This window comes from Pseudoblastomonas marina (assembly GCF_014641655.1).
GTDB lineage: Bacteria > Pseudomonadota > Alphaproteobacteria > Sphingomonadales > Sphingomonadaceae > Alteriqipengyuania_A > Alteriqipengyuania_A marina.
On the sequence record NZ_BMID01000001.1, the window covers coordinates 745,711 to 772,428 of the forward strand.

At 65.0% G+C, this 26,718-nt stretch carries 28 protein-coding genes; 15 read left to right on the forward strand and 13 right to left on the reverse strand.

The annotated features are described in order from the left end of the window. Positions 1-206: 206 nt before the first annotated feature. Positions 207-752, reverse strand: coding sequence for a type 1 glutamine amidotransferase domain-containing protein (locus tag IEW49_RS03675; RefSeq protein WP_188641410.1), 546 nt, complete (start codon positions 750-752; stop codon positions 207-209). A 98-nt stretch (positions 753-850) separates the two neighbouring features. Continuing rightward, a complete protein-coding gene (locus tag IEW49_RS03680) occupies positions 851-2,506 on the reverse strand; it encodes a tetratricopeptide repeat protein (RefSeq protein WP_188641411.1) in 1,656 nt (551 codons plus the stop codon). A 219-nt stretch (positions 2,507-2,725) separates the two neighbouring features. Here IEW49_RS03680 and parC point away from each other — a divergent pair, with 219 nt between their 5' ends. Next, positions 2,726-5,017 carry a DNA topoisomerase IV subunit A gene (parC, locus tag IEW49_RS03685; RefSeq protein WP_188641412.1) on the forward strand — a complete coding sequence of 764 codons (2,292 nt, stop codon included), beginning with the start codon at positions 2,726-2,728 and terminating at the stop codon, positions 5,015-5,017. Between the two features lie 63 nt (positions 5,018-5,080). On the opposite strand, the gene IEW49_RS03690 is transcribed toward parC, so the two are convergent. The 6 genes from IEW49_RS03690 to IEW49_RS03715 form a co-directional block, all read right to left on the reverse strand. After that, a complete protein-coding gene (locus IEW49_RS03690; RefSeq protein WP_188641413.1) occupies positions 5,081-5,635 on the reverse strand; it encodes a hypothetical protein in 555 nt (184 codons plus the stop codon). Positions 5,636-5,842: 207 nt separating this feature from the next. After that, positions 5,843-6,487: a retropepsin-like aspartic protease family protein gene (locus tag IEW49_RS03695; protein ID WP_188641414.1), complete on the reverse strand. Its 645-nt coding sequence runs from the start codon at positions 6,485-6,487 to the stop codon at positions 5,843-5,845. 29 nt (positions 6,488-6,516) lie between these two features. After that, positions 6,517-7,335 (reverse strand): 16S rRNA (adenine(1518)-N(6)/adenine(1519)-N(6))-dimethyltransferase RsmA, encoded by an 819-nt coding sequence (gene rsmA, locus IEW49_RS03700; protein WP_188641415.1) that lies wholly within the window; start codon positions 7,333-7,335, stop codon positions 6,517-6,519. Continuing rightward, positions 7,332-8,333, reverse strand: a complete 1,002-nt coding sequence (gene pdxA, locus IEW49_RS03705) for a 4-hydroxythreonine-4-phosphate dehydrogenase PdxA (RefSeq protein WP_188641416.1) — start codon at positions 8,331-8,333, stop codon at positions 7,332-7,334. Before pdxA ends, rsmA begins: the two co-directional genes overlap by 4 nt. Positions 8,334-8,337: 4 nt before the next feature. Continuing rightward, positions 8,338-9,702, reverse strand: coding sequence for a peptidylprolyl isomerase (locus IEW49_RS03710; protein WP_188641417.1), 1,365 nt, complete (start codon positions 9,700-9,702; stop codon positions 8,338-8,340). Between the two features lie 142 nt (positions 9,703-9,844). Next, on the reverse strand, positions 9,845-12,178 hold the full coding sequence (locus tag IEW49_RS03715) for an LPS-assembly protein LptD (protein ID WP_188641418.1): 2,334 nt from the start codon (positions 12,176-12,178) through the stop codon (positions 9,845-9,847). Between the two features lie 98 nt (positions 12,179-12,276). Here IEW49_RS03715 and IEW49_RS03720 point away from each other — a divergent pair, with 98 nt between their 5' ends. The 6 genes from IEW49_RS03720 to IEW49_RS03745 all read left to right on the forward strand — a co-directional run bounded on the left by IEW49_RS03720 (position 12,277) and on the right by IEW49_RS03745 (position 16,265). Beyond that, entirely contained in the window at positions 12,277-13,716 is a 1,440-nt protein-coding gene (locus IEW49_RS03720) for a leucyl aminopeptidase (RefSeq protein WP_188641419.1), read from the forward strand. Between the two features lie 55 nt (positions 13,717-13,771). Continuing rightward, a complete protein-coding gene (locus IEW49_RS03725; protein ID WP_188641420.1) occupies positions 13,772-14,191 on the forward strand; it encodes a DNA polymerase III subunit chi in 420 nt (139 codons plus the stop codon). 31 nt (positions 14,192-14,222) lie between these two features. Continuing rightward, complete coding sequence (locus tag IEW49_RS03730; RefSeq protein ID WP_188641421.1) at positions 14,223-14,711, forward strand: hypothetical protein; 489 nt, start codon at positions 14,223-14,225, stop codon at positions 14,709-14,711. Positions 14,712-14,826: 115 nt separating this feature from the next. After that, positions 14,827-15,249, forward strand: coding sequence for a nucleoside-diphosphate kinase (gene ndk, locus IEW49_RS03735; protein WP_188641422.1), 423 nt, complete (start codon positions 14,827-14,829; stop codon positions 15,247-15,249). A gap of 90 nt (positions 15,250-15,339) precedes the next feature. Next, positions 15,340-15,732: a VOC family protein gene (locus IEW49_RS03740; RefSeq protein ID WP_188641423.1), complete on the forward strand. Its 393-nt coding sequence runs from the start codon at positions 15,340-15,342 to the stop codon at positions 15,730-15,732. A 95-nt stretch (positions 15,733-15,827) separates the two neighbouring features. Next, entirely contained in the window at positions 15,828-16,265 is a 438-nt protein-coding gene (locus IEW49_RS03745) for a nuclear transport factor 2 family protein (protein WP_188641424.1), read from the forward strand. Here IEW49_RS03745 and purN read toward each other — a convergent pair. Both purN and purM read right to left on the reverse strand, forming a co-directional pair. Beyond that, a complete protein-coding gene (purN, locus tag IEW49_RS03750; RefSeq protein WP_188641425.1) occupies positions 16,262-17,227 on the reverse strand; it encodes a phosphoribosylglycinamide formyltransferase in 966 nt (321 codons plus the stop codon). The two genes, IEW49_RS03745 and purN, sit on opposite strands and share 4 nt — an antisense overlap. Further along, on the reverse strand, positions 17,217-18,314 hold the full coding sequence (purM, locus tag IEW49_RS03755) for a phosphoribosylformylglycinamidine cyclo-ligase (RefSeq protein ID WP_188641426.1): 1,098 nt from the start codon (positions 18,312-18,314) through the stop codon (positions 17,217-17,219). Before purM ends, purN begins: the two co-directional genes overlap by 11 nt. A gap of 65 nt (positions 18,315-18,379) precedes the next feature. On the opposite strand from purM, the gene IEW49_RS03760 reads away from it, so the two are divergent. The 4 genes from IEW49_RS03760 to IEW49_RS03775 are packed head-to-tail and all read left to right on the forward strand — an operon-like array spanning position 18,380 to position 21,329. Then, complete coding sequence (locus IEW49_RS03760; protein ID WP_188641427.1) at positions 18,380-19,639, forward strand: heavy-metal-associated domain-containing protein; 1,260 nt, start codon at positions 18,380-18,382, stop codon at positions 19,637-19,639. After that, entirely contained in the window at positions 19,636-20,271 is a 636-nt protein-coding gene (locus IEW49_RS03765; protein WP_188641428.1) for an HdaA/DnaA family protein, read from the forward strand. Before IEW49_RS03760 ends, IEW49_RS03765 begins: the two co-directional genes overlap by 4 nt. Positions 20,272-20,286: 15 nt before the next feature. Beyond that, a complete protein-coding gene (epsC, locus tag IEW49_RS03770; protein ID WP_188641429.1) occupies positions 20,287-20,985 on the forward strand; it encodes a serine O-acetyltransferase EpsC in 699 nt (232 codons plus the stop codon). After that, entirely contained in the window at positions 20,982-21,329 is a 348-nt protein-coding gene (locus tag IEW49_RS03775; RefSeq protein ID WP_188641430.1) for a DUF2794 domain-containing protein, read from the forward strand. The genes epsC and IEW49_RS03775 overlap by 4 nt, the downstream gene beginning before the upstream one ends. Here the strand turns inward: IEW49_RS03775 and IEW49_RS03780 are convergent. The 3 genes from IEW49_RS03780 to IEW49_RS03790 all read right to left on the reverse strand — a co-directional run bounded on the left by IEW49_RS03780 (position 21,326) and on the right by IEW49_RS03790 (position 23,923). Beyond that, positions 21,326-21,664 carry a hypothetical protein gene (locus tag IEW49_RS03780; protein ID WP_188641431.1) on the reverse strand — a complete coding sequence of 113 codons (339 nt, stop codon included), beginning with the start codon at positions 21,662-21,664 and terminating at the stop codon, positions 21,326-21,328. The two genes, IEW49_RS03775 and IEW49_RS03780, sit on opposite strands and share 4 nt — an antisense overlap. 150 nt (positions 21,665-21,814) lie before the next feature. Beyond that, on the reverse strand, positions 21,815-22,906 hold the full coding sequence (locus tag IEW49_RS03785) for a hypothetical protein (RefSeq protein WP_188641432.1): 1,092 nt from the start codon (positions 22,904-22,906) through the stop codon (positions 21,815-21,817). A gap of 108 nt (positions 22,907-23,014) precedes the next feature. Then, a complete protein-coding gene (locus IEW49_RS03790; RefSeq protein WP_188641433.1) occupies positions 23,015-23,923 on the reverse strand; it encodes an SDR family NAD(P)-dependent oxidoreductase in 909 nt (302 codons plus the stop codon). Between the two features lie 188 nt (positions 23,924-24,111). On the opposite strand from IEW49_RS03790, the gene glmU reads away from it, so the two are divergent. The 4 genes from glmU to IEW49_RS03810 all read left to right on the forward strand — a co-directional run bounded on the left by glmU (position 24,112) and on the right by IEW49_RS03810 (position 26,714). Further along, the gene (gene glmU, locus IEW49_RS03795; RefSeq protein WP_188641434.1) at positions 24,112-25,479 is read left to right on the forward strand and encodes a bifunctional UDP-N-acetylglucosamine diphosphorylase/glucosamine-1-phosphate N-acetyltransferase GlmU; all 1,368 of its coding nucleotides are present in this window, start codon (positions 24,112-24,114) and stop codon (positions 25,477-25,479) included. Between the two features lie 107 nt (positions 25,480-25,586). Beyond that, positions 25,587-26,093, forward strand: a complete 507-nt coding sequence (locus IEW49_RS03800; RefSeq protein WP_188641435.1) for a hypothetical protein — start codon at positions 25,587-25,589, stop codon at positions 26,091-26,093. Between the two features lie 31 nt (positions 26,094-26,124). Beyond that, on the forward strand, positions 26,125-26,352 hold the full coding sequence (locus tag IEW49_RS03805) for a ribbon-helix-helix domain-containing protein (RefSeq protein WP_188641436.1): 228 nt from the start codon (positions 26,125-26,127) through the stop codon (positions 26,350-26,352). After that, positions 26,349-26,714 carry a PIN domain-containing protein gene (locus IEW49_RS03810; RefSeq protein WP_188641437.1) on the forward strand — a complete coding sequence of 122 codons (366 nt, stop codon included), beginning with the start codon at positions 26,349-26,351 and terminating at the stop codon, positions 26,712-26,714. Before IEW49_RS03805 ends, IEW49_RS03810 begins: the two co-directional genes overlap by 4 nt. Positions 26,715-26,718: the final 4 nt, after the last annotated feature.

A 26,718-nucleotide genomic window follows, 5' to 3' on the forward strand; every position in this document is an offset into this window, starting at 1 on the left:
GGGGGGGAGGGGGAAGCGAGAACCGTCCCGAAACGACCTTCGAACTGTCGCGCGAATGAACGGAAAAACGATTTGCCGACCAATGGCGCGACCCTGTCGACGAGCGTCTCGAACCAGCGGGACGAACGAGACCGGGAATGGGTTCCACACAAAAAGGGCCGACGCGGCTGAAATGCCGCGCCGGCCCTGATTCATCGGCGAAATTTTCAGGCGTTTTCGGGGACGCGACCCTTCACCCGGGCGATCAGCGCGTCGCTGAAGGCGGGGATATCGTCGGGATTGCGCGAGGTGATCAGGTTGCCGTCTTCGGCGACCTCCTGGTCCACGACATTCGCCCCGGCATTGGCGAGGTCGGTCCGGATCGACGGCCAGCTGGTCACGGTCTTGCCCTTCACCAAGTCCGCTTCGGCAAGCAGCCACGGCGCGTGGCAGATTGCGGCGATCGGCTTGTTCGACATGCCGAATTCGCGGACGATCGCGACGGCGCGTTCGTTCATGCGAAGGATATCGGGGTTGATCTGGCCGCCCGGCAGCAAGAGCGCATCGAAATCGTCACACGACGAAATTTCGTCGACCGTCTTGTCGACCGCGACGCTTTCGCCCCAGTTCTTGTCGTTCCAGCCCGTGATCGAGCCGGCTTCGAGACTGACGACGGTGGTTTCGATTCCGGCATCTTCGAGATTGGCCTTCGGCTTCATCAGCTCGGACTGTTCGAAGCCGTTGGTGGCGAGGATCATTACGCGTTGGGTCATGGAGGTGCTCCTTATGTGCTTTCACCTTCCCAACGGCTGGGGAACACTCGACGTTCCGGCTATGATGCGAGCCGTGTAAGGATTGCGATCGAACCGGTTCACTCTGCCAGCACTGCGGTCTCCCCCAGTGCCCAGCTATTCTTGACGTGGTTGACGAAGAGCGGCCGATGGTTGCGGAAATCGGCTTGGGCATCCGCGCCGAAGTCGCCCGCAGCCGTACGCTGAACTATTCCGGCGATCGCCTTGCGATATAGGGTGCGCGCATAAGGCCCGTTTGCGAAATCGCCTGTTCGGGCGAAGTTGGCGGCGTACCACAGGATCTTTATCCGTTCGGGCAGGTCGGCCTGGAATGTAGCGTCCACCAGCGCCGCGATGCTGCGATAAAGCGTGGCGGCTTCGTCCTTCTTCCCGTTTACGGACATGGCATCTGCGAGGTTCGCAGAGGCGATGGCATAGAGAAGGGATCGCTCTCCGAACGCGGCACGTCTGATCTCCGCGACCCGCAAAAGCCGGCGTTCGGCTTCGCCCGTCTGCTCCAGTTCGGAGAGGGCGACGGCAAGGTTCATTTCGATCGTGGCGCAATCGGGATGGTCTGGTCCAAGGTTCGACTGGCAGATCTCCAACGCGCCCGCATAAGTATCGCGGGCCTCCGCATATTTTTGCGTAGTGAAATAGAGCGCCCCGAGATTGTTGAGGCGGAACGCGACGTAGTAATCGTTTTCGCCCAACACCCGCATAGCCTGGTCCACCGCTGCGCGAAAATAGCGCTCGGCTTCTCCATAGCGGTAGCGGTCCTGCATTATCGTGCCCAGGCCATCGAGGATCACCGCGTAGATGTATTCGGCAGAATTTGCCGCCGCCATCGCTTCATCAGCAGTACCAATCACTTGCGCTTTCTGAACCAGGGCTCTTTCGATCTCGTCGAGAGCCTCCAGCAGCAATTGTTCCTTACGCAGCAGGTCGTTCTTTTCTCCTACGATGATCGCCAATTGTTGCAGCGCAGAACCGATAGAGCGGTGATCCTCCGGACTATTGGCACGAAACAGAGTGATGCTGCGGGAAAGAACCTTCTCGGCTTCGTCATATCTTTCGAGTGCGCCAAGCAGCGTTGCCAGAAGCATGAGCGCCTCGGCAGTTTCCAGACTGGTTGTCCCGAATTTTTCCATCGCGAGGGCGAGCGTTTGACGGGCGATCGGCTCGGCTTCACGAAAAACACCCGCATTGAGCAAGCTATTGGTGGTCTCGATGCCGAGGGTATAGAGTTTCCCCGGATCCGCGTCAGCCATCGATTTCTGGAGGTCGATCATCTGCGCAAAAAGATCCGGATTGCGCGACGTGACGAAACTTTGACGCAGATTGCGTTCGAGATTGACCGTGACCAGGCGCGTGAACGGGTCGGACGGGCCAAGAATGGCAGAATATGTACCGATCGCAGCGCGATACAACGCGCGCGCCTCGTCAAATCGCTGCTGCTGGTCCAGGGTCTGAGCGAGATTGTTCTGCATCCCGGCCTGGGCAAGCGTGGGCTCGGCCGAAAGCTTTTGGGCCAGGGCAAGGCCGCGCCTCGCCACAGCTTCTCCTTCGGGCAAGCGGTTCGGTGCGCGCAGCGAGAACTCGGAGGTCGCCAGGAAAAGATCGAAACACGCTTCTCCCAACGGCGCCTTCTGTTCGCATTCGAAAAGCAGGGGGAGGGTCATGGCAAACGCCGCTTCGCCGTCGCCGCTGGCGAACAGGGCGTCGGCCTCTGCTGGCACGGACCAGCGTTCCTGTGCGTGTATGTTGGTTGGCCCGAAAAGGAGGGATATTGCCCCGAGAGCGAAGATATACCTCATGGCCAGACGTTATCATTCCCGATGAGCAAAGACATCAGACAAAAACTTTCCACGGCTTGCGGACACGGATGTGAACCATTTTCCCCTGTTAGTCTGGTCGAGCAACTTCTTCGGCCCGGACGCAGGGGCTAGGGAATTCCGATGTCTGCTACCGACACCACCGATTCCGATCCGTTCGATGCGATCGTCGACGCGCCGTTCGATAGCGCGCTGTCCGAACGTTACCTCGTCTATGCGTTGTCGACGATCACCGCGCGTTCGCTGCCCGACCTGCGCGACGGCTTGAAGCCCGTGCATCGCCGCCTGCTGTGGGCGATGCGGCAATTGCGGCTCAATCCCGACAGCGCGTTCAAGAAATCCGCGCGCGTAGTCGGCGACGTGATCGGCAAGTACCACCCTCATGGCGATGCCAGCGTCTACGATGCGATGGTCCGCCTCGCGCAGGATTTCGCGCTGCGCTATCCACTGGTCGAGGGGCAGGGCAATTTCGGCAATGTCGACGGCGATAACGCCGCTGCCTACCGCTACACCGAGGCCCGCCTGACCAAGACGGCGATGCGCCTGATGGCCGGGCTCGACGAGGGCACGGTCGAATTCATCCCGACCTACAATGGCGAGGAGCAGGAGCCGGAGATCTTCCCCGGCCTGTTCCCCAATTTGCTGGCCAACGGCGCGAGCGGGATCGCGGTCGGGATGGCAACCAATATTCCGTCGCACAACGTCGCCGAGGTGATCGACGCGACGCTCGAGCTGATCGATAATCCGCATGTTGAGCACGCGCGGCTGATGGAGTTGATGCCGGGGCCCGATTTCGCCACCGGCGGGGTGCTCGCCGAGAGCGCCGAGGCGATCAGCAACGCCTATGAGACCGGCCGTGGCTCGCTGCGCGTCCGCGGGCGCTTCTTCGCCGAAGAGGCGGACAGCGCCGATGATCGCGAGGCGGGGCTCGAGCGCCAGAAGGGCGGCGGCTACCAGCTTGTCATCTCCGAAATCCCCTATCAGGTCGCCAAGGGCAAGCTGATCGAGCAGATCGCACAGGCGATCGCCGACAAGAAGCTGCCGATCCTCGAGGACGTTCGCGACGAGAGCGACGAGAAGATCCGCATCGTGCTGGTGCCCAAGTCGCGAAATGTCGATCCCGACCTGCTCAAGGAAGGGCTCTACAAGCTCACCGACCTCGAGACCCGGTTCGGGCTCAACATGAACGTGCTCGATGCGAGCCGCACGCCGATGGTGATGGGGCTGAAGGAACTGCTCTCGAACTGGATTACGAGCCAGATCGAGATCCTGCAGCGCCGCAGCCAACACCGGCTCGACCAGATCGCCGGGCGGCTGGAGCTGGTCGAAGGCTATATCATCGCATTCCTCAACCTCGACCGGGTGATCGAGATCATCCGCACCGAGGACGAACCCAAGCCTGTGATGATGGCGGAGTTCAAGCTCACCGACCGCCAGGCCGAGGCGATCCTCAACATGCGGCTGCGGTCCTTGCGCAAGCTGGAGGAAATGCAGCTGCGGCAGGAAAAGGACGACCTCCTGGCCGAACGCGAAGAACTCGAGAAGCTGCTCGGCTCGCCCGCCCGCCAGCGCACGCGGCTGAAGCGCGACCTCAAGGCGCTGCAGAAGGAATACGGGCTCGATACCGATCTCGGTGCGCGGCGCACGCTGATCGCCGAGCCCGCCGCCGCGACCGAGTTCAGCATGGACGCGATGATCGAGAAGGAGCCGGTGACGGTGATCCTGTCGCAGAAGGGCTGGATCCGCGGGGCCAAGGGACACCTCCCGCTCGACCAGGAGTTCAAGTACAAGGAGGGCGACGGCCCGGCCTTCCTCCTCCATGCGCAGACGACCGACAAGCTGTTGCTGGTGGCCGACAATGGCCGCTTCTTCACGCTCGGCGCGGACAAGCTCCCGGGCGCGCGCGGCTTCGGCGAGCCGGTGCGCAACACGCTCGATATCGAGACCGAGGCCGATATAGCCGCGCTGATCGTGAGCGATCCGAAAGGCAAGCTGCTGCTGGCCTCGAGCACCGGCAAGGGATTCCAGGCTCCGATGTCAGACCTCGTCTCCGAGACGCGCAAGGGCAAGCAGGTCGTCAATGTCGGCAAGGACGGGAAGCTGGTTGTCGTGCGGCGGATCGAGCCCGATCACGATCACGTCGCGGTGGTTGGCGACAACCGCAAGCTGGTCGTGTTCCATCTCGACGAGTTGAAGGAGCTGTCGCGCGGGCAGGGGGTCAAGCTACAGGGCTACCGCGATGGCGGGCTGGCCGATGCGACCACCTTCAAGCTCGAGGATGGTCTCAGCTGGACGATGGGCGGCAAGGGTGACCGCACCCGGACCGAGACCGAGATCTGGCAATGGAAGGTCGCACGCGGCGGGGCAGGGCGCTTGCCGCCCCAGGGTTTCCCGCGCGACAACAAGTTCGGATAGAAAAGGGGCCGGAGGATTGCTCCTCCGGCCCCTTTCGATTTTCCAGCTAGAAGCGGGTGTCGCTTACTGGCCGCCTTCGGCGGTCATCGTGCCGGTGGTGCCCTGGGCTTCCATCGCGGCCATGATGTCGGCCATCGCGACGAGCGCGACGAGCTTCTGGTCGACCACCGCGAACTGTTCGCGGGTCAGCGCGACCGCGCCTTCGCCGTGGCTGACGACGATGTTGTCGCCTTCGACGCTCTTGATCGCGCCGATCGGCATACCCTTGACGGTGGCGACGTCGGCACCGACGACGAGCGCGGCGTCACGAGCGGCATCGGCCTGCTGCTTGGCAGCCTGGAGCATGCCGACGATCTGCGCCTTGGTGGCGTTGACCGTGGGGCCGTTGTCGCCAGCGCCGAACGCGGCGGTGGGAACGGGAGCCTTCATGCCGTCGACAACGAGGATGGCGGTTTCGCCTTCGACGCTTTCGATTGTGCCGATTTCCATGCCGTCATTGCCGTAGACGGTCGCACCGGCGGTGGCGGTGACGGTCGCACCGGCGTCCTGCGCAAGCGCGGCGCCCGGGACGGCGGCGATGGCAAGAGCGGCGGCAGCGGCCAGCTTGTTGAATTTCATGTCGGATCCCTTCCGTTTGTCAGAACTCTGCCCTTCCCCAGGCACCGAGGGGGGTACGTGGCAATGGGCATGATATGATTGTTGCACCTTCGTCGAGGCACCTTCGCAGCCGAAGCGCGAAAGCCCTATATGTAGGGAGCTTTCCCATGTTGCAACTGCGAGATAGGTTATAGCGGATCGAAACTGAAGCTGGCCTGAAGCGCGCGGTCAGGATTCGGGCACCAGAATCAACACGTCGTCCTCCACCCTCCAGCTGTCGAGGCGCGAGAGGAAATTCATTCCAAGCACGTTGACGTTGCCGATCGCGGGCGAGACCACGACATCGAGATCGCGCGCGGTCACGCTGCCCGCCTCGAGGATATCGATCGTGGCGAGCTGTGCAGGGGCGTTGCCGTTGGCGGTGCGCATGATCACGGGCTGGCGATAAGGGATCGGCTCGACCCGCCCTGCGGCGGCGGCCGCGGTCGAAAGGGCAGTAAGCGTCGCCCCGGTATCGATCAGGAACCGCGCCTGCGCGCCGTTGACCTGGCCTTCGACCCAAAAATGCCCGTCGCGCGACAAAGGGATGCGGGTCTCGCTGCCTTCGACGATTTGCTCGGGCATGCCGATCTGCGGCATCGCGAGGTCGAGATCGGGGTTGAGACGCGCGGCGTTGACGATCGTCAGCACCAGCGCCGCGGCGATCCCGAGATGACCGACCGTGCGCATTGCCGCGCCCCCGCGCCGGGTCGCGAGGCCGAACAGGTTGCCGCCGACCACCAGCAGGATCGAGACAAGTGCCAGCGCGAGCAAGGGCTGCGAGAGCAGGAAATCGCCGGCCGAGGGGAGCGTGATGTCGGAGGGTCCGCGCATGGAGGACAATATAGGCATGCCCGCGCCGATCACGAGAGCTCTTTCGCAAGCGCAACATAATCGGCGACGGAGAGGGTTTCGGCACGACGCGTAGGCTCGATCCCGATCGCCTCGAGTGCGGCGATCGCGCCGGGTACCGATTTGAGCGACTGGCGCAGCATCTTGCGCCGCTGGCCGAAGGCCGCTTCGGTCAGCCGCGAAAGGATCGTCGGGCTTACCTTTTCGGGCATGGTTGTGGGCTCGATATGGACGATCGCGCTCATGACCTTGGGCGGGGGCGTGAAGGCGCTGCGGTGGACCTTCATCGCCAGCGACGCGCGCGAGCGCCACTGCGCGAGCACGGCGAGCCGGCCATAGGTGCCGGAACCTTCCTTCGCGACGATCCGATCGGCGACCTCGCGCTGGAACATTAGTGTGAGCGAGGTCCATGCAGGCGGCCATGCCTTGGCCGACAGCCAGTCGACCAGCAGCGCGGTGCCGACATTGTAAGGCAAGTTGGCGACCACCGCATACGGCGTGTCGAACAGAGAATCGTGATCGACATCGAGCGCGTCGCCCTCGATCACCGTGAGCTGGCCGGGGAAAGCTTCCTCGAGCTCGGCGAGGGCGGGAAGGCACCGGGCATCGCGTTCGATCGCGGTGACCTTCGCGCCGGCGCGCAGCAGCGCCCGGGTCAGGCCGCCCGGGCCGGGGCCGATCTCGAGCACCGGACGTCCCGCGAGATCGCCGGGGACGGCCGCGATACGGTCGAGCAATTGTTCGTCGAACAGGAAGTTCTGGCCGAGCGCCTTGCTGGCAGAAAGCCCGTGGCGGGCGATGACGTCGCGCAAGGGGGGGAGGCCGCTCATCCGCGCCGCGCCGCCATCTCGCCCGCCATCTTCAAAGCGGCGATCGTGGCGCCCGGATCGGCGATCCCCTTTCCCGCTATCGCGAAGGCGGTGCCGTGGTCGGGCGCGGTGCGGATGAAGGGCAGACCCAGCGTCACGTTGACCCCCTGGTCGAAATCGAGCGCCTTGACCGGGACCAGCGCCTGATCGTGATACATGCACAAGGCCGCGTCATAGGTCGTCCGGGCGCGGGGGGCGAACAGGGCGTCTGCCGGGTGGGGACCTGTCACCGACAGGCCGTCCGCTTCGAGCGCGGCGATGGCGGGTGCGATGATGCGAGCCTCCTCGTCACCGAAAGTGCCGTTTTCCCCGGCATGCGGATTGAGTCCCGCGATTGCTAGGCGCGGTCGGGTGAGGCCGAAGTCGCGCTCCAGCGCCGCAGCCACGATCCGTGCGCGCGACACGATCAGGCCGGTGGTGAGGCGCGCGGGAACCTCCGCCAGCGCGACGTGGATCGTGAGCGGGACGGTGCGCAGGCTGGGTCCGGCGATCATCATCGCCACATCGTCGGGGCCGCGCCCCGCGGCGTCGGCGAGGAATTCGGTCTGGCCCGGAAAGGTGAAGCCGGTCGCCGCCAGCTGAGCCTTCGAGACCGGACCGGTGATTACGGCTCCGGCCCGACCGTCTTGCGCCAGTCGGGTCCCCTGCTCGAGTGACGCGCGGGCGATCGTGGCTCCGGCTTCGCTGGGGGAGCCGGGGCCGTAATGCCCGTCCTTGCCCTCGAGAACCGGAAGCGCCGCGTCGAACTGCGCGTCGGTCGCAGACGGATCATCTATTGCCGCGATGGCGAGCTTCAGGCCGCAATGCGCCGCGGCTTCTTCGAGCACCCGGCGTCCGCCGCAGACGAAGAACGGTTGCAGGCTGTGTCGATCGCGTTGCAGCCAGGCTGCCAATGCCAGTTCGGGGCCGATCCCGGCCGGATCGCCCAGCGTCAACGCGAGCGGGACCGGATCGGGCAAGGGATCAACCGCCGACGAGTTCGGTGCCCGAGCCGTAGGTCACGATCGCATCACGGCGCAGGTCGCGCAGGAAGGCCTGCGCGCGCTTCTGGATGCGCTCGTCTTCGAGATCGGCGAGCACCTTGTCGAAATCGGGTGCGGCAGCAACCTGCGGATCGTCGCGGCCGCACAACATCAGCACACTGATCGAGTTGTCGCTCGCCGGGAAGGGGCGCGTGACCTGCCCGAGCGAGAGCGAAAGCAGTTCGCCCTGCAGGCTCGCAGGCAGGTTGCGCGCGGGCACTTCCTGGTTGCGCACGACGTTGAGCCCGAATTCCGCGCCGCCGCGATCAAGATCGCCGCAACCACGAATCGAGCGGACCTTGCCGAGATAGTCGGCCTGGAAAGCCTGGAAGGATTCCTCGGTCAGGCCGGCGGGCAGTTGCGCCGAGATCTGCGCCAGGCTCAGAAGTGCATCTCGCGGATCGGTGGTCAGCACGCGGCGCTTGTCGCGCAGGAGGAGGATCGAATAGCCGCCGGGGACTTCGACCGGTCCAAGCACCTGACCGACCTGCATACCGCGCAGTTTTTCGGCGATCACGGGATCGATCCGGTCGAGTCGGAGCCAGCCCGAATCGCCGCCATTGGCCGCGGTCGAGATCTGCGAACGGCGCGCGGCGATGGCGCGAAAATCGGCGCCCTGCTGGATCGCCTGCACAATCTGCATCGCGGTCTGGCGGACCTGCTGATCGGTTTCGGGCGTAGCCGGCAGTGCGATCTCGCCGTAGAAATATTCCTCTTGACCCTTAGCCGCTTCCTGGCGGGCGATGATCTCGCGAACCTCTTCCTCCGACACGTTGACGAAGGGCGAGACATAGCGCGACAGCAGGCGCTGCCACGCGAGTTCGGCGCGGATCTTGAACTTCAGGGCTTCGGACGAGGTGCCGAACTGGGCGAGGTATTCGTCCATCACGTTGGGGTTCTGGCCGAAATTCTGCTGCGCGACGCGATTGAAGGTCTGCATGACGCGTTCGTCCTCGACCGCCATGTCGTCTTCGGTCGCCTTCTGGATCTGGATCAGCTCGTCGATCAGGCGATTGCGGATCGCCACGCGCAGCTGGTTCATTTCCTCGGGCGCGATCTCTTCATCGCGGCCCAACAGTTCGAGTGCGATCCGACGCTCGATGTCGGTCCCGGTGATGATCGCTCCGCCGACCTTGGCCGAAGCCAGTCGCAGGTCGGGGTTTTGGCCGAGCAGCGTGGGATTGTCGGGAATGTCCAGGCCGCCGACATCGCCGACCTGCGCCGCAGCGGGCTGGGCCGAGAGGGCCATGGCGGCAACGGAAAGGAGCGCGCCGATGAACGGACGAAGCGCGAATTTCTTCATCATGTGGATCTCGATATCATCCAAAATTGCGGTTGCCCGAAGCGGGAAGCGACCCCTGGACGAGCTGGCCGGAGAATCTGCCCGCCGACGGATTAACCGTCGCTGAGCCGTGTGCAAGGCCGGATAGCGGGTTTGACGGCCTTCTTCAATCGAAGCCCAGCCCCAACAGGTTGACGCTGAGGATAAAGGTGTTGCCGCGCACGGCGTCGCCGGTGGTCACGTAATCGCGCCGCCAGGTCAGGCCGAGCTCGAGGCAATCGTCGCGATAGGCCACGCCGAGCCGCGAACGCAGCAGATCGAATCCGTCCGCCGTGAGTGTCGGGTCCTCGTCGCGATCGGTGAGGTTGGCGACCATCGAGCCGAACACCGACCAGTAGTCGAACAGCGCCAGCCGACCGGCGAGACGCAATTCCTCGCGGTCGCGCAGATCCTCGATCGCAAGGTCGACATTGCGGTTCAGCCGCAGGTAGCCGATTTCGAGATAAGTCCGACTGCTGCCCACGACCGCGTCGAATTCATTGCGCCGCACCGCGAAGTTGTCCTTGTCGAGCCGGAACCGATGGGTGACCTTGACGAAATCCTTGTAGCGGATCTCGGTGCGCCCGACGAAGTCGGAAACATTGCCCGACAGCCCGGTGCCGTCGGGCAGGATCGTCTTTTCCTCGCTCAGCCGATAGGATTGGCCAACCGTGGCGAAGATGCGCCAGCCGGGAAATTCAGCGCGCCAGTCGACCCCGTAGGTGAGCCTCACCCCGTCCTCGACCCGGTCGTAACCGGGGAAACGATTGAGCGCGAACAGATTGCTCGTTTCGAGGTCAATCGCACGGCTGTCCTCGTTGGGGATCGCGAGATTGCGCAATTGCGGGCTCGCCACCAGCTGGACCCGCGGCGTGAGCACCTGCGTGCCGCCGAGGAATTCGCCCACGAACGGCCATTTGACGTCGGCCGCCGCGGTGACGATGCCGCGGGTCTGCCATCCCTCGATCCCGCGATAGAGCGCGGTGGGAGTGCTGGCATTGTCGTCCGAATGGTACACGTCGCCCCGCACCAGCGCGGTCAATGTTAACTGCTGCCCCAGCGGGGTAATCCGCCGCCAGTCCCACTGCGCCTTGGCGAAGGCGCGCTGCGTGTCCTGGCCCTCGGGCCGCAGGATGTTGAGCGAGTTGACCTGCAGCGTGACATTGCCGCCGGCGATCGGATCGGCGATCCGGGTGCGAAAATCGACGGCCGGCAGCGCCATCGGAACCTGTCCCTGGTCCTGCCCCGCGCGCAGCGTCTGCGTCGCCCAGCCGGCGAGGGTGAAATAGGTATCCTGCGAGATGTACTCGGCGTTGACGGTCGAGCGCAGCCGGTCCTCCCGGCTGATGTCGTAACGTCGCAGGAAGGTGCGGTCGGACGCGATCCGGGTCGAATGGGTGAGCGACCAGTTCTCATCGAACTGGAACTTGCCGTTGGTGAACAGATAGCCGCGGAATTGGTCGCCCGCCTCGCTGGTGGTGCCGGCGATCGAGCGTTTCTCCGAATAGGTCGCGTATCCGGTCGCCTGGAACGCACCCTGGTCGGTCAGGTGGCGATATTGCGCCGATACCATCGGCGGTGCTTCGGTGTAGAGATAGCCCGAAACGAGCAGGTCCCGGTTCTTGTCGAGCCGCATATAATAGCTGTCGCTGATCTCGATCCCGTTGCTTTCGGAAAAGCGCACGTCGGGGATCAGCACGCCCGATACTGCGCGCCCGTCGGTGGTCACCGACAGGCCCGGCAGCGGAACGAGCCGTGCGCCGAACAGCTCGAGATAGGCTCCGTCGAAACGCAGGACCTGGTCGCTTTCGTCGTAGACGACGCGCCGCGCCGTGATCCGCCAGCTGGGATCCTTGGGGCAGCCGTCCCCGGTCTGGACGGCGCAGGCGGAAAACGCCGCCCGGTCGAGCGCGATATCGCCGTTCGCGTCGCGCTGCGCCTCGGCCGCTGCGAGCCGGCCGCCCTGCGCCAGCACCAGCAACAGGTCCTGCATCGCGCCGGCATCGAGCTCGTCGGTCAGTTCGACCCGGTTGGTGAGCAGCTGGTTGCCTTCGCCGTCGACCACTCGCACATTGCCTTCGGCGACGATCTCGCCGGTGGCTTCGTTCCAGCGCACCAGGTCGGCGCGCACCGAGCGTTCGCCCTGGCGCAGCACCACATTGCCGCGCGCGGTGACGGCAGAACTGCCGGCATCGTATTCGACGCTGTCGGCCTCGAACCCCACGCGGCCTTCACCGGGGTCCGCGATCGCGGGAACCGGAGCGGTCTCGGCATCCTGCAGCTCGAGCGACGGGATCTGGTCGGGAGGCGTTTCCTCGGTTTTGTCCTGCGCGCTCTCGACGCCCGGGGCATCGCCGGATTGCGCCAGCGACTGGCTCGGCCAGAGCGCAAGCGTCGCCACGCCTCCCAGCAATGCGGCATGCCGCACGAAACCTCGCCAATCGCTAACCCGCCGGACCATGGCTTGCCTATCGCACCGCCCGCGCCTAATCGCAATCGTACTTTCGCGAGGCCCCTGGGCCCCATGCGACCCCTGCAGAATCACTCCCTGGAGACCACATGAAAATCCGTTTCGCCGATAGTAGCAGCGACAATTCCGCGCTGCGGATCGTTCCCGTCGCCAAGGACAGCCTGCCCGCTTCCCTGCCGCAGGCGGTTAAGGACGCTGCCGGGCGCGCCCGCTTCGTCGGCAAGGGCGGGCAGGTGCTCGAACTGTTCCACGATGGCGAGCGGATGGCGCTGGTCGGTACGGGGGACGACAACAAGCCTGCCTCCTTCGAGAAGGCCGGCGGCGCGGTCGTCGCGAAATACTGGACCAGCGGTGAAAAGGTGATCGCTCTCGACGTGTCGGAAAGTGGTCTCGATGGCGCGCAGATCGCTTCGATCCTCCTCGGTATGCGCTCCCGCAACTGGCGCCACGAACGCTTCCGCACCAAGCTGAAGGACGACCAGAAGCGCACGCTCGAGACGATCGAGGTCGTCGGCGGTCCCGCCGATTCAGCGGACGCATGGGAAATCGAGTCGGCGGTTGCCGACGGGATGGACCTGACCCGTCACCTCGTCGCCGAGCCGGCCAACACGATCTATCCCGAAACCTTCGTCGATTATTGCCGCGAGGCCTATGCAGGCACGGGGCTCGAGATCACCGTGCTCGATAAGGACCAGATGACCGCGCTCGGCATGGGCTCGCTGCTCGGCGTGGCTCAGGGCTCGGTGCGCGAACCGCGCCTGCTGTGCGTCAAGTGGAGCGGTGGTGCCGCGGACGAGGCGCCGACCGCCTTCGTCGGCAAGGGCGTAACCTTCGATACCGGCGGTATTTCGCTCAAGCCGGGGCCGGGAATGGGCGACATGAAATTCGACATGGGCGGCGCGGGTGCCGTGGCCGGTGCCATGCTGACGCTGGCCAAGCGCAAGGCGAAAGCGAACGTGATCGGCGTTTGCGGGCTGGTCGAGAACATGCCCGATGCCGCCGCGCAGCGTCCGGGCGACGTCGTGACCTCGATGTCGGGCCAGACGATCGAAGTGCTCAACACCGATGCCGAAGGCCGACTCGTGCTCGCCGATGCGCTGCATTGGGTCCAGGTCGAGCACAAGCCTGCGCGGATCATCGATTTCGCCACGCTGACCGGTGCAATGATCATCGCGCTCGGCAGCGAGCATGGCGGACTGTTTTCGAACAATGACGAACTCGCCGAAGACCTGCTCTCCGCGGGTATCGAGAGCGGCGACAAGCTGTGGCGTTTCCCGCTCTCGCCCGCTTACGACAAGCTGCTCGACAGCCCGATCGCGGATATGCAGAACATCGGCCCGAAGGGGGCCGGTTCGATCACCGCTGCGCAGTTCATCCAGCGATTCATCATGGACGACACGCCGTGGGCGCATTGCGATATCGCCGGCATGGTCTGGGCGGAAAAGCCCGGCGCGACCTGGGACAAGGGCGCCACCGGTTACGGCGTGCGCCTGATCGACCGCTTCATTCGCGACACGGTGGAGTCCTGAGCCCCGCGCTGATGTCCAGGAGTCGCCGGGAAATCGGCTGGCGAAGCGAGGCCTGATGCGGGTCGATTTCTACGTTCTCGGCAATGCCGCGCCCGAAAGCATTGTTCCGGGGCTCGCGGCCAAGTCGGTCGGGGCGGGCGAGCGCCTGCTGGTGGTTTCGGCCCAGTCGGCCCAGCGCGCGGCGCTGTCCGACGCGCTTTGGTCGCAGGACGGGTTCCTTGCCCACGGCGAGACGCATCGCGAGCGCCAGCCGATCCTGCTCGGGGACACACTCGATGCGGCAAACGGCGCGAAGCTGCTCTGCCTTGCCGACGGTGAATGGCGCGAGGATCCGGCTTTCGAACGGATCTTCTACCTGTTCGACGACGATCACCGCGATGCGGCCCGGCAGGTCTGGCGCGATGTTTCGGCGCGCGACGGGGTCAAGGCTTATTTCTGGAAGCAGGACGGTGGCAAATGGCGGCAGGGTCCCTGAACTGCTAAGGTCCTAGACGAAGGAGAAAATCATGCGTGTCACTGCCGCATTGCTGGCCGTTTCCCTGCTCGCCGCCTGTTCGGATGCGGGCGAAGATGGCACCAAGGTCACAACGCCGGAAGGCGAGGTGACGATCGACGATACCGAGAACGGCGATGTCCGGATCACGAGCAAGGACGGCAAGTCGGTGTCGATCGACCAGCGCAAAGGCAATGACGCGCAGTGGCCGAAAGGGTTCGCTCCCTATCCCGGCGCGACCGTCACCAGCGACATCGCGATGGGCGGCGACAGCGGATCGGGCAAGATCATCGCCTTCACTTCGGACGACACGCCGCAGCAAGTGGCGGACTTCTATCGCCGCCAGGCCGAAGCGGCCGGGTTCGAAATCGAGATGGAGCTGTCGGTCAATGATGGCCGGATGGTCGCGGGCGAAAAGTCCGACGGGACCGGCTTCGCGATCAACGCTTCGGCCGACGAGGAAGGCACCTCCGCCTCGCTGACGGTCGGCCGCAGCCGCTAACCCTGCCGTCGCGCAGATACGCGACATGCTTGCCCCCTGCGCGCGCGGGCGCTAGGGGCGCGCGCGAGAACAATCTCCCCCTTCGAACTCCAATCGAACATCCAAGGAATTCCCCATGGCGGTTACCCGCACCTTTTCGATCATCAAGCCCGACGCCACGCGTCGCAACCTCACCGGTGCCGTCACCAAGATGCTCGAAGAAGCCGGCCTGCGTGTCGTCGCTTCCAAGCGCATCAAGATGACCCGCGAACAGGCCGAAGGCTTCTACGAAGTCCACAAGGAACGCCCGTTCTACGGCGAACTGTGCGATTTCATGACCTCGGGCCCGGTCGTCGTGCAGGTCCTCGAAGGCGAAGACGCCGTGAAGCGCAACCGCGACATCATGGGCGCGACCAATCCCGACGACGCCGACGAAGGCACGATCCGCAAGACCTACGCCGAATCGATCGAAGCAAATTCGGTCCACGGCTCGGACAGCGACGAGAACGCCGCCAAGGAAATCGCTTTCTTCTTCGACGAAGACGAAATCGTCGGCTGAACTCTTCCGGCACATGCTGGTAACAAACAGGCGGCGCACCCCGACGGGTGCGCCGCTTGTTTCGTTTCGGGGGCACCCCATCTGGCGCGAATGAACCGCAAACCGCGCCTCGACCACCTCACCATCCTCTATACCGACCGCGAGGCAAGCGAGCGGCACTACGGGATCCTTCTGCCCCTGATCGGTTTCAGCTCTCCCAAGCCGGGAATCTGGACCGACGGCGACGGCTTCTGGCTGCAGTTCCAGAAGGCGAAGGCGGAAACGTCACCTTATGAGCGCTACGGCGCGGGATTGAACCACTGGGGCTTCGCTATGGAAACTCCCGAAGCGGTCGAGGAATTGAGGTCTGCCTTGATCGACCAGGGTATTGCCGTTCAGGAGATCCAGGATCTCGGCGGCGCGCGCGCGCTGTTCCTCCCCGATCCCGATGGATTGCGGGCCGAATTCACTTGGTACCCCGAAGGAATGGCGGCGGTGGGGTGACGTAATAAAACTACAATATGCAGCCGATCTGACGCCGTAAATTGCTTGGGTTAATCGATTCGCGCAAAGTTCGTTCGGCTGCTATGCCGAGTCGCATGGTGTGGAAATCCCGACAGGCACTGCGCGTGGTCGACGGTTTTATTGCCGCCGTTAATGCACATGACGCCCGCTCGGCCGCCCAGCTGCTCCATCCCGACGTGACCTATATCGACAGTGTCGGCGGGCGGATCCGGGGCCGCGACGATTGCGCGCTCGCCCTCGAGCGGTTTGCGCATCTCGACGATCTTTTCACGATGCACATCGACAAGAAGACGGTGACCTTGCCCGAGGTCTTGCTGACCGGCTTCACCACGGCGCGCGATCCGCGCCTCGCGAGCAAGACATTGTGGCGCGCGGAAGTGAGGGACGGAATGCTTTACGCCTGGCAGAGCTTCGGACGCGGCAATCCGCCCCCGCTCGCGCGCATGCTGATGCAGAAGCGTCCGGCACCCACCGGCGGCAGCTTCGCCAGCCTGCTCGTCGGAACGCCCTAGAACTCGTCTGCGACCTGCTGCAGCTTCGCCAGGCGCTTGGGCGCGACCGCGGCCCAGCTGCGCGCCAGCCAGTCGTCGACATGATCCCAATCGGTATCGGGCCGGTCGAGCCGGAGCGCGATCCAGCCCGCAGTTCCGTAATAGGCGGGGCGGTAATAGCGCTCTGGGTCGCGCTCGATCAGCGCGTTCATCTCGTCGACCCCGCTCGTCTTGACCAGGAGCGAGATCGCTTCCTCGCCGTGATGGCGATCGCTGAAATAGGCGAAGTATTTGCCGCTCTTGCCCGCCAGCTTCCAGCCCGGCGCACCGTGGCTCGGGCGCTCCTCGGTCTCGACCTGGGCCAGTGCCAGCTCGCGAACGCGCTGCAGCAGCCAGTCCGGATCGTAGCATCGCCCGACATACCGACCGAGCACGCGCGGATAGAGCTGGTGTTCGGCAAATTTCACCCGTGCGGCGAGCGTCTCGGGCGTGTCTTCGGAGCGGATCGCGATCTCGAGCTGGCCGAGCACCGGCCCGTCGTCCAATTCGGGCGTTACCAGGTGAACCGAGCAACCATGCGTCGCATCGCCCGCCTCGAGCGCGCGGGCGTGCGTGTCGAGCCCCTTGTACTTGGGTAGCAGCGAGGGATGGATATTGAGCAGGCGTCCTTCCCAGCGCGAGACGATTTCAGCCCCGAGAATCCGCATATACCCTGCCAGCGCGATGTATTGTGCGCCGCTTTCGCGGATTGCCGCATCCATCGCCGCATCGTGCTCGGTGCGGTCCATTCCGCGATGCGCCAGCGCGAATGTCGGCACATTTTCGTCGCGCGCGAGCGCGAGGCCTTCGGCATCGGGATCGTTGCTCGCGACGAGTACGATCTCGTAGGGGGAATCGTCGAACCTGCTCGCATAGAGCAGCGCGGCCATGTTGGTGCCGGTGCCCGACAGCAGTACCGCGACTTTCGCGCGTTCACGCGTCATGCGTCGCCGACCAGTCCTCTTGCGCCGCCCATGTCCCCTGCGAACCCTTCACCGTGCAGCCACGGGTCCCCTCGGAGATGCGGCCGATCGAGAACACGGTTTCGCGGGCCGCTTCGAGATCAGAGGTTACCGAGGCGACTTCGTTAGCCGCCACCGCCAGCACCATGCCGATGCCGCAGTTGAAGGTGCGTGCCATCTCGGACGGCTCGATATTCCCCTGCGCCTGGAGGAAAGCCATCAGCCCGGGCTGGTCCCAAGCGTCGGCGTCGACGGTGGCGTGCAGGCCCTCGGGCAGCACCCGCGGCAAGTTCTCCAGCAGGCCACCTCCGGTGATATGGGCGAGGGCATGGATCCGGCCGCTGCGGATCACCGGGAGAAGGCTCTCGACATAAATGCGCGTCGGCTCGATCAGCGCGTCGATCAGCAGCCGTTCGTTGTCGAACAGCGCCGGACGATCGAGCTTCCAGCCCTTGTCCGCGGCGAGCCGCCGCACCAGTGAATAGCCGTTTGAATGCACGCCCGAACTGGCCAAGCCGAGCAGCACGTCGCCCGCCGCGACCCTGTCGCCGGTCAGCTGCTCGCCGCGTTCGACCGCACCGACACAGAAACCCGCAAGATCGTAGTCGCCCTCGGCATACATGCCCGGCATTTCCGCCGTTTCGCCGCCGATCAGCGCACAGCCAGCCTGTTTGCAGCCGTCCGCGATGCCCCCGATCACGCGTTCCGCGATGCCGTTCTCGAGTTTCCCGGTGGCGAAATAATCGAGGAAGAACAGCGGTTCGGCGCCCTGAACGATCAAATCGTTCACACACATCGCGACGAGATCGATCCCGACGGTGTCGTGGCGACCATGGTCGATCGCGAGCTTAAGCTTGGTGCCGACGCCGTCATTCGCAGCGACCAGCAGGGGATCGGCGTAACCGGCCGCCTTGGGATCGAAAAAGCCTCCGAATCCGCCGATCTCGCCATCCGCGCCGGGGCGCGCCGTGGCCTTCACCAGCGGGCCTATGGCCTTGACCAGTGCATTGCCGCTTTCGATCGAGACACCCGCTTTTGCGTAGGTGTAACTGTCCTTGTCCGCCGTCATATCCGGCTCCATACGCTTTCGCGCTTGGATTTCCACGCCCCATTGGGCAAAAGCCCACCGGTTCGATGATCTCGCTAGCTTCGCCTCTCCGTATTCCGTCCGTTACCCGCCGTACGATCGTGGTCGTGGCGGCGCTTGCGCTCGCGCTGTGTGGGGTGGCGCTGTGGGCGCAGGTCGAGGGAGAGCGCGGGATCGCGCCGCTCGCCAGCACCGGCGATATCGAGGTCTACGACATCGAGGTCGATACCACCGGATCGGACGGCGACGACGCGCGCGAGAAGGGCTGGATCGAAGCGCGGCGCAAGGGCTGGGCCAAGCTCGGCGGACCCGAGATGTCCGATTCGCAACTCGAAGGCATGTCGAGCGCAATCATCATCCAGCGCGAGCAGATCGGCGCGCGCCGCTACATCGCGACGCTCGGCGTGGTGTTCGATCGCCAGCGCGCCGGGCAGTTCGTCGGCGGGACGCGTGGCGGTTCGCGCTCGGCCCCGCTGCTGACGATCCCCGTGCTCTACACCGCCGGGACCGCGCAGGTGTATGAAGTGCGCGGGCCGTGGCAGCGCGCCTGGGCGCAATATCGGGCTGGCGACAGCCGCATCGACTATGTTCGCCCTTCGGGCTTCGGCGGCGAATCGCTGTTGATTACGGCGGGCAATCCCGCGCAGCGCAGCCGGATCTGGTGGCGTAACGTGCTCGGCCAGTTCGATGCGTCGGACGTCATCATGCCGATGGCCGAGCTCGACTTTTCTTATCCTGGCGGCCCGGTCGACGGGACTTTCACCGCGCGCTACGGCCCCGACAACACCTATCTCTACAGCTTCGAGATGCGCGCCGAGAGCCAGGAGCAACTGCCGCAGATGCTGGCGCGCGCGGTCGAGCGGATGAACACCGCTTACGAAGTCGCGCTCGAACGCGGGCTGCTCAAGCCCGACAGTTCGTTGCAGCGCACGCAGACGATCCCGGCCGAGATCGCCGCGTTGATCGAGGCCGGGCGGCGCGCGCTCAACCCACCGCCGGCCCCGGAACCGACGATCACGCCGGAAGAAACCGATCCCGATGCGCCCGCGCCACGCCAGACCTCGGTGCCTGTCCAGTCCTTCCAGCTCCAGTTCGCCTCGCCCGATGCGGCGGCGATCGACAGCACGCTGGCGGCAGTGCGGGGCGTGCCGGGCGTCGGCAGCGCTTCGATCCGTTCGACCGCGCTCGGGGGCACCTCGGTACTCTCGGTGATCTTCACCGGTGACGAAGACACGCTGCGCTCGGGCCTGCGCGATGCCGGTTTCAATGTCAGCGGCAGCGGCAACCGGCTGACCATATCCCGATGACCGAAAAGGCGCGGCAGATCGCGCTGCCGCTGTCGGCGGCGATGCCGGGCGATGCGCGGCGGATCGTGCTCGGCAACGGGAATCGCGCAGCCGCTGAGGCGCTCCAGGCCCCCGAGGGGTGGCCGTTTCACACCGCCGTGCTCGCCGGACCACCGCGCTCTGGCAAGTCGCTTTTCGCGCGCTGGTTTTCCGGGATGGGAGCGGGCCAGTCGATCGACGATGCCGACCGAATGGACGAGACCGAGCTGTTCCACCTCTGGAATCGCGCGCAGGAGGCCGGGCGACCGTTATTGCTGACCCGCGCAGCAGGTCCGTGGGACATCCGCCTGCCCGACCTGCGCAGCCGGATGGGGGCAGCGCTCCAGCTTGCGATCGCCCCGCCCGACGATGCGATGTTGGCCGAATTGATCGCCGAGCACGCGGCCGCGCGCGGCGTGCCGATGCCCGATGGCGCGAGCGCCTATCTCGTTCCGCGGGCTACCCGCGATTACGCCGCGATCGAGGAACTCGTCGAGACGATCGACCGTCTGAGCCTTGAAAGAAAACAACCCGCAACCCTTGCGATATGGCGCGATGCGCTCGATATCCTGCAGGGTGGCGATCCGGAAGCGGATCAGCCCGACCTGCTCTAGCGAACGGGAGATGCCATGTTCGGCGGCCTGAAAAGCTATCTCGATTCGATCCGCGCGCGAGATCCCGCGCCGCGCTCGCGCGCCGAGATCCTGCTTTATCCCGGCGTCCTCGCGCTCGGTCTCCACCGAATCGCCCATTGGCTCTATGGCGGTGGGCTGTTCTTCTTCGCGCGGTTCGTGAACCATTTCGCGCGCTTCCTGACTTCGATCGACATCCATCCCGGGGCGAAGATCGGCGCGCGCTTCTTCATCGACCACGGCTTCACCGTGATCGGCGAAACCGCCGAGATCGGCGACGACGTGACGATCTACCAGAACGTCACGCTGGGCGGGACCAATCCTTCCAATGGCGAGCCGGGTAAGCGACATCCCACGATCGGCAACGGCGTGATCATCGGGGCCGGAGCGCAGGTGCTCGGCCCGATCACCGTGGGCGACCGGGCGCGTATCGGTGCCAATGCCGTGGTCACCGATGAAGTGCCCGAAGGCGCGACGATGGTTGGCCTCAAGGCACGCTCGACGCTGATGCCGGTGGAGGAATGGGCAAAGGACTTCATGCCTTACGGGACGCCGTGCCGCGAACCGTGCGAGCCCTGCGAACCGAACGAGGGCCACGAGGAACGCCTCGCCGTCCTCGAGGCCGAACTGGCCGAATTGCGCGCCGCCGTCGCGGCGCACGACGACACCACGTCCGGGGCCAAGACCGGCGGATGAATATCGGAACCGGCATGCTGCTCCCGTTCCCGCGCAAGGGCGGACAGATCGGCTTCGAGCGAGACGAGTTGCAGCGCATCCTCGATGTCTACGGACGCATGGTCGCGGCCGGGCAATGGCGCGATTACGCGATGGATTTCGACCGCGAATACGCCGCTTTCGCTGCCTTCCGCCGCGCCGCCGAACGCCCCGAAGCGCGAATCGAGAAACGCCCGGCGCTGCGCAATCGGCAAGGCATGTGGGCGCTGATCGGCGAGCAGGGCCAAGTGCTCAAGCGCGGCCAGGAACTGAGCGGCGTGCTGGCCCCGATCGAGCGGCGGTTGCTGAAGTCGGTCGGCGACTAGAGGCGTCCGTTCGAAACCTGTCTTCGGCCATAGAGGAAGGCGACGGTGATGATGGTCGGGAAGATGAAGCCCTTGAGATAGGAGAGTGGGTGTCGGCCTTCGGTGAAATCGACCGGTAGGTTCCCGAAATGGGCCCAGTATTGCGACGCAACGAGGCCCCCTATGCTGAGCCACATACCCCACAATCCGCCTCGACGACCTGTTACGACCACGAGAAGGCTGAGCGTTATCGCGAGGCGCAGCACCGATTGAATGTGGTCGAAGATCGAGGGACTGCTGGACCCGGCGGACAGGTACAGATCGCACAGAGTGTAGACGTGGTAGAATACGAGCAAGCCAGCCAGAGCCAGGATGACCAGACTCTGGGCAAACCGAAGCTTCCCTTGTCGTGCAGCCGTAAGGACGTTCACGATCTTTAGCTCTCGTGGGTGGCAGAGGGCAGGAGCGGAAGCACCGGCCCTCTGCCACCCCTCGATCCGGTCACGTCAGGCCGCAGCCAGCTCGGTCGCCGGCAGCTTGGCGCGCCAGTCGCTCGGAAGCTTGGTGACGACCGCCTTGCGGATCGGCGACCAGAAGGCTGAGAGCGAGAGCAGCGCCGATCCGATGATCAGCGCCGTCAGCGCGAAGTTCAGTTCGACGAAGCCGAACTCGCGGAACAGGAAGGTCAGCGCGAACAGCACGTAGGCGAGCGCGGAGACCAGCAGCGCGCGGCGATCGACCGCCAGCGCCACGATCCCGAACAGCACGTAGATCGCGAGAACCCCGATCGCGGCGCCGACCCCGGTCGCTTCGCCGTCGGTCACCCCGATCAGTGAGAACAGCGGGTGGGCAAGCATCGGGGCGGCGAGCAGGTGGAGCCAGAAGGCGACGTCGGCACGCCGGGTCTCGCGCCGGGGGTCGGACACGTCCCAGCGCATCGCGAAAGCGAAGATCGCAAGGCCAGCGACGAACACCAGCGCGAGCACGAAGGTTTCGGGCTCACTCGGCTGCACTGCGGCGATGATAAGGCTGATCACGGTCAGTGCGAGCGCCGCAACCAGCGCGGCGATCGTGATCGGGACCATGAACCGTTTCCAGTGCAGCCACGCGGCACCGGCGGTCACGATGCCGACACAGGCGCCGATGATCCCGCCTATCCAGTCTGGGGTGCCGTCGCCCGGTCCGATCGCAGCCACCGCGGCGCCCAGAGTCGCGCCGGCGACGCCGAGTACGAAGGCGAGCAGCAGGATGATGCTGGGCAGCGCCATACGGCGCTTGCGGGTGAAGAATTCGGCCAGCAGCCAGGCAGTCCCCGCGGCGAGCGCGCCACCGAACAGCATTTGCAGCCCGTCGCGCACGACAGTGCCCTCGTCATACGCCCCGCCGATCGCCTGCCCGATCCCGACCGCGGCGAGCAGCATGATGACCACGCCGATCGAAACGAAGATGTCGTTGAAGCCAGTGATGAGGCGAAAATGCTCGGCATCGGCCGGCACGGCGTCCTTCATCGACGCGACATGCGAGCGCAGAGCGCGCGCAGCCTCGTCGCTGATCGCACCCGCTTCGACCGCAGAGCGTAGATCGGTTTCGCTGTACATTGGAAAAACCCTCCCTGTTGGAGCAAGGAGGGTATTCCGAGGTGTATTAGTTTGTCAATACGCCCTTGTGGGCGTCGGTCGAGCGGGGTGGGCCGCCGGTGGGAGCGATCAGCCCTGCTGGGCTTTCTGCAACGCCGCCATGATCGCCATCGATTGTTCGCCGCCATTCTGCGGGACGCTGGCATGTTCGACCTTGGAGATTTCGTCCCAATGCGCGGCGAAACCTTCGACCGAGCGCTCGTCCTCGGGCAGGATGACCGGCGTGTTCATGGTGACGAAGCTCGAGTGGTAGCCACCCGCGCCGGCACCGACGATCGCGTTGGTCGGGGCGTCCTCGCTGACGAGGTAGAGCGCGGCGGGCACGACGTTTTCCGGGCCGAACATCTTCTGCGCCTGTTCGGGCAGGATATCCTCGGTCATCCGCGTCGCCGCGACCGGCGCGATCGTGTTGCACTTGATGTTGTACTTCGCGCCTTCGAGGTAGAGCGTCTTGGTGAGCCCAGCGAGACCGAGCTTGGCGGCACCGTAATTGGCCTGGCCGAAATTGCCGAACAGGCCGGTGCTGCTCGCGGTCATCAGGATGCGACCGTAATTCTGTTCGCGCATGGTCTCCCACACGGCCTTGGTTGCATAGGCGCTGCCGAGCAGGTGGACCTTGACCACCAGCTCGAAATCGGCCGGGTCCATCTTGGCGAAGCTCTTGTCGCGCAGGATGCCGGCATTGTTGATCAGGATATGGACGCCGCCCCACTTGTCCTTCGCCTGCGCCACGAGGTCGACCATCTGGTCGTAATCGGTGACCGAGGCGCCGTTCGCCATGGCGGTGCCGCCGGCTTCCTCGATTTCCTCGACGACCTTGCCTGCCGCGTCCGAGGCACCGGTGCCGTCGCGCGCGCCGCCGAGATCGTTGACCACGACCTTCGCGCCGCGCTTGGCGAGTTCGAGCGCATAGGCGCGGCCGATGCCGCCGCCGGCTCCGGTGACGATGGCGACCTTGTCGGTGAAATCGATGGACATGGGAGGGGCCTTTCGAAAAGTGCTTTACGGGAGGGTCAATCGCGTAGGATCAATCGGGGGCGAAGTGACATGTTCCGAAACGGCTTGCAACAGCGTGTTTCGCGGGGGCCGATGCCGTAGCGGCAAGGCGGTGCGTAACGCGGCGGAATCTATGGAAACTGTCGCGAAATACTGCCATTGCGCAGGCCATGAGCAAGCATGACCTCGCTATAGTCGTCCTCGCCGCGGGCAAGGGGACGCGGATGAAATCGGACCTCCACAAGGTCCTCCATCCCATCGCCGGACGCCCGATGCTCGAGCACCTGCTCGCCAGCGCCGAGGAGCTGGCGCCCAGGCGCCGGGTGGTGATCGTGGGGGCAGGCCGCGAACAAATCGAAGACCAGCTTGGCGAACGCGCGACCTATCGCGTGCAGGAACCCCAGTTGGGGACGGGCCACGCCGTCCAGCAGGCCGAGGACGCGCTCGAGGATTTCGAGGGCGACGTGCTCGTGCTCTACGGTGACGTTCCGTTCGTGAAGTCCGAAACCATGCGTGCGATGACCGAGCGCCTGCACGGCGATGACGAGCCCGCAGTGGTCGTGCTCGGTTTCGAACCCGCCGATCCACTCGCCTATGGCCGCGTCGTAGCGGACGACGACGGCCGCATCTCCAAGATGGTCGAATACAAGGACGCGGACGAGGGCGAACGCGCTTGCCGGTTGTGCAATTCGGGCCTGATGGCCGCGCGCAAGGGCGACATGTTCGAACTGCTGCGCCGCGTCGGCAACGACAATGCGCAGGGCGAATACTACCTCCCCGATATCGTCAATATCGCGATCGCCGACGGGCGGAGCTGCGCCGCCGTGACCGCCGGCGCCGAGGCCGAGGTCGCGGGGATCAACAGCCGCGCCGAGCTCGCCGCGGCCGAAGCGCAGTGGCAGGAGCTCAAGCGCGAAGAGGCGATGGCGGCGGGGGTCACGCTGCGCGCGCCCGACACGGTGTTCTTCAGCTACGATACCGAGATTGCGAACGACGTTACGGTCGAGCCGCATGTCGTGTTCGGCCCCGGGGTCAAGATCGCGCGCGGTGCCCTGATCCGCTCGTTCAGCCACCTCGAGGGCGCGACCGTCGGTGAGGATTGCAAGGTCGGCCCGTATGCCCGCCTGCGGCCGGGGGCGGTGATGGAAAAGGACAGCTTCGTCGGCAATTTTGTCGAAATGAAGAAGGCCACGCTGGGCGAGGGCGCCAAGGCCAGCCACCTGACCTATCTCGGCGACACCACGGTGGGTGAGAACGCCAATATCGGGGCGGGCACGATCACCTGCAATTACGACGGCTATTTCAAATATCGCACCGAGATCGGCGCGCGCGCCTTCATCGGATCGAATTCAGCGCTGGTCGCGCCGGTACGGATCGGCCGCGACGCGATCGTCGCCGCCGGCAGCACGGTCACCCGCGACGTCGAGGATGGCGAGATGCGGATGGAGCGCGCCGAACAGCTGGTTAAACCCGGCTGGGCCGATCGATTCCACGACGCGATGAAGAAGAAGAAGGCCGCCGAAAAGGACAAGAAGTGAGAGCCATCGGGCCACTACTTTGCGTGCTGGCCTTGGCGGGCTGCGATACATCCGACGCGGATAAGTCGGACGCCGAAACCGTGATAGAGACAGGCGAGGAAGGGGCAATGGCCGAGGCCGCGCCGCAACAGGATTCGCCCCTCTCCCAGGCAAACCACCCCACCACCTCGGCCTGCGCCGAAACCGAAGCGACGATCTTCAGCTGCACCATCCGCGACGGACGCACCGTCGCGGTGTGCGTGCAGCGCGACGAGCAGGGCCGCCAATACGCGCAGTACCGTTTCGGGCAGGGCGACGAACCGCCCGAGCTCGCGTGGCCGACCAGTTTCGACGAGCGCGGCATGGAATGGGCCTCGGTGCCTTATTCCGGTGGCGGCGAGGCGCAATTGAGCTTCGCGCGCGGCGACGTCCGTTACGTGATCTACAGCCGAGTGATCCGGACCAATTTCACGCCAGGCGAGCCGAACGATCCCAGGTTCGAAGACGGGGCATATGTCTATCGCGGCGAGCGCCGGATATCCTCTTTGCCTTGCGCCGGCGAAGCTGCCCGCCCGGTCAGCGTCGCGATGGCCGAGCGCTTTGCCGAACAGCAGGACACGCTCTTCACCGATTGACATGATATCATAGCGTGATATCAGCCTGGCCATGCGCACGCTGGTCGAGATTCCCGACGACGATATCAAGTGGCTCGATCGCCGCGCCGAGGAACTCGGCGTGTCGCGCACGGCTCTGGTGCGCGAGGCGGTCGCGCAGATGCGCTCGGGCTCCTCGCGGCGCGCGATCGACGAATATTTCGGTATCTGGCGGGATCGCAGCGATGTCGGCGAGGGGCAGGCATATCAACGCCGTATCCGCAACGGGAAGGGCGCATGACCGGCGTGCTGTTCGACAGCGCGATCCTGGTCGACGCGCTGGTCGGCCTCCCCGATGCGCGGACCGAGCTTATCAAGCATCCGGAGCGCTGGATCACCCGGCTTGGCTGGACCGAAATCCTTGCCGGCGCGAAGGACGATTCCGAGCGGGTCGAAGCCTTCATCGACAATTTCAAGGTCGTCGAGCTGGGCGAGGACGTCGCCCGCCGCGGTGCGTCCTTGCTGCAGCAGAACCCCCAGATGGCACTCGGCGACGCGATCGGGCTCGCCGCCGCGCAGGTCACCGGTCGGATCTACATCACGCGAAACACCCTCGCCTTCCCCCGGGCGATGCCGGGTGTGCGCATTCCCTACACGCTCTGAGAGA

Excerpts from the sequence above, each read along its gene's own strand:
- ndk (WP_188641422.1), top strand. The coding sequence starts at position 14,827 with ATGGCGGTTACCCGCACCTTTTCGATCATCAAGCCCGACGCCACGCGT.
- IEW49_RS03765 (WP_188641428.1), top strand. The coding sequence starts at position 19,636 with ATGACCGAAAAGGCGCGGCAGATCGCGCTGCCGCTGTCGGCGGCGATG.
- rsmA (WP_188641415.1), bottom strand. The coding sequence starts at position 7,335 with ATGAGCGGCCTCCCCCCCTTGCGCGACGTCATCGCCCGCCACGGGCTT.
- IEW49_RS03675 (WP_188641410.1), bottom strand. The coding sequence starts at position 752 with ATGACCCAACGCGTAATGATCCTCGCCACCAACGGCTTCGAACAGTCC.
- IEW49_RS03730 (WP_188641421.1), top strand. The coding sequence starts at position 14,223 with ATGCGTGTCACTGCCGCATTGCTGGCCGTTTCCCTGCTCGCCGCCTGT.
- glmU (WP_188641434.1), top strand. The coding sequence starts at position 24,112 with ATGAGCAAGCATGACCTCGCTATAGTCGTCCTCGCCGCGGGCAAGGGG.
- IEW49_RS03800 (WP_188641435.1), top strand. The coding sequence starts at position 25,587 with ATGGCCGAGGCCGCGCCGCAACAGGATTCGCCCCTCTCCCAGGCAAAC.
- IEW49_RS03690 (WP_188641413.1), bottom strand. The coding sequence starts at position 5,635 with ATGAAATTCAACAAGCTGGCCGCTGCCGCCGCTCTTGCCATCGCCGCC.
- IEW49_RS03785 (WP_188641432.1), bottom strand. The coding sequence starts at position 22,906 with ATGTACAGCGAAACCGATCTACGCTCTGCGGTCGAAGCGGGTGCGATC.
- epsC (WP_188641429.1), top strand. The coding sequence starts at position 20,287 with ATGTTCGGCGGCCTGAAAAGCTATCTCGATTCGATCCGCGCGCGAGAT.
- IEW49_RS03775 (WP_188641430.1), top strand. The coding sequence starts at position 20,982 with ATGAATATCGGAACCGGCATGCTGCTCCCGTTCCCGCGCAAGGGCGGA.
- purN (WP_188641425.1), bottom strand. The coding sequence starts at position 17,227 with ATGACGCGTGAACGCGCGAAAGTCGCGGTACTGCTGTCGGGCACCGGC.
- IEW49_RS03790 (WP_188641433.1), bottom strand. The coding sequence starts at position 23,923 with ATGTCCATCGATTTCACCGACAAGGTCGCCATCGTCACCGGAGCCGGC.
- IEW49_RS03745 (WP_188641424.1), top strand. The coding sequence starts at position 15,828 with ATGGTGTGGAAATCCCGACAGGCACTGCGCGTGGTCGACGGTTTTATT.
- IEW49_RS03715 (WP_188641418.1), bottom strand. The coding sequence starts at position 12,178 with ATGGTCCGGCGGGTTAGCGATTGGCGAGGTTTCGTGCGGCATGCCGCA.
- IEW49_RS03720 (WP_188641419.1), top strand. The coding sequence starts at position 12,277 with ATGAAAATCCGTTTCGCCGATAGTAGCAGCGACAATTCCGCGCTGCGG.
- IEW49_RS03810 (WP_188641437.1), top strand. The coding sequence starts at position 26,349 with ATGACCGGCGTGCTGTTCGACAGCGCGATCCTGGTCGACGCGCTGGTC.
- purM (WP_188641426.1), bottom strand. The coding sequence starts at position 18,314 with ATGACGGCGGACAAGGACAGTTACACCTACGCAAAAGCGGGTGTCTCG.
- IEW49_RS03710 (WP_188641417.1), bottom strand. The coding sequence starts at position 9,702 with ATGATGAAGAAATTCGCGCTTCGTCCGTTCATCGGCGCGCTCCTTTCC.
- IEW49_RS03725 (WP_188641420.1), top strand. The coding sequence starts at position 13,772 with ATGCGGGTCGATTTCTACGTTCTCGGCAATGCCGCGCCCGAAAGCATT.
- IEW49_RS03740 (WP_188641423.1), top strand. The coding sequence starts at position 15,340 with ATGAACCGCAAACCGCGCCTCGACCACCTCACCATCCTCTATACCGAC.
- IEW49_RS03695 (WP_188641414.1), bottom strand. The coding sequence starts at position 6,487 with ATGCGCGGACCCTCCGACATCACGCTCCCCTCGGCCGGCGATTTCCTG.
- IEW49_RS03760 (WP_188641427.1), top strand. The coding sequence starts at position 18,380 with ATGATCTCGCTAGCTTCGCCTCTCCGTATTCCGTCCGTTACCCGCCGT.
- IEW49_RS03805 (WP_188641436.1), top strand. The coding sequence starts at position 26,125 with ATGCGCACGCTGGTCGAGATTCCCGACGACGATATCAAGTGGCTCGAT.
- parC (WP_188641412.1), top strand. The coding sequence starts at position 2,726 with ATGTCTGCTACCGACACCACCGATTCCGATCCGTTCGATGCGATCGTC.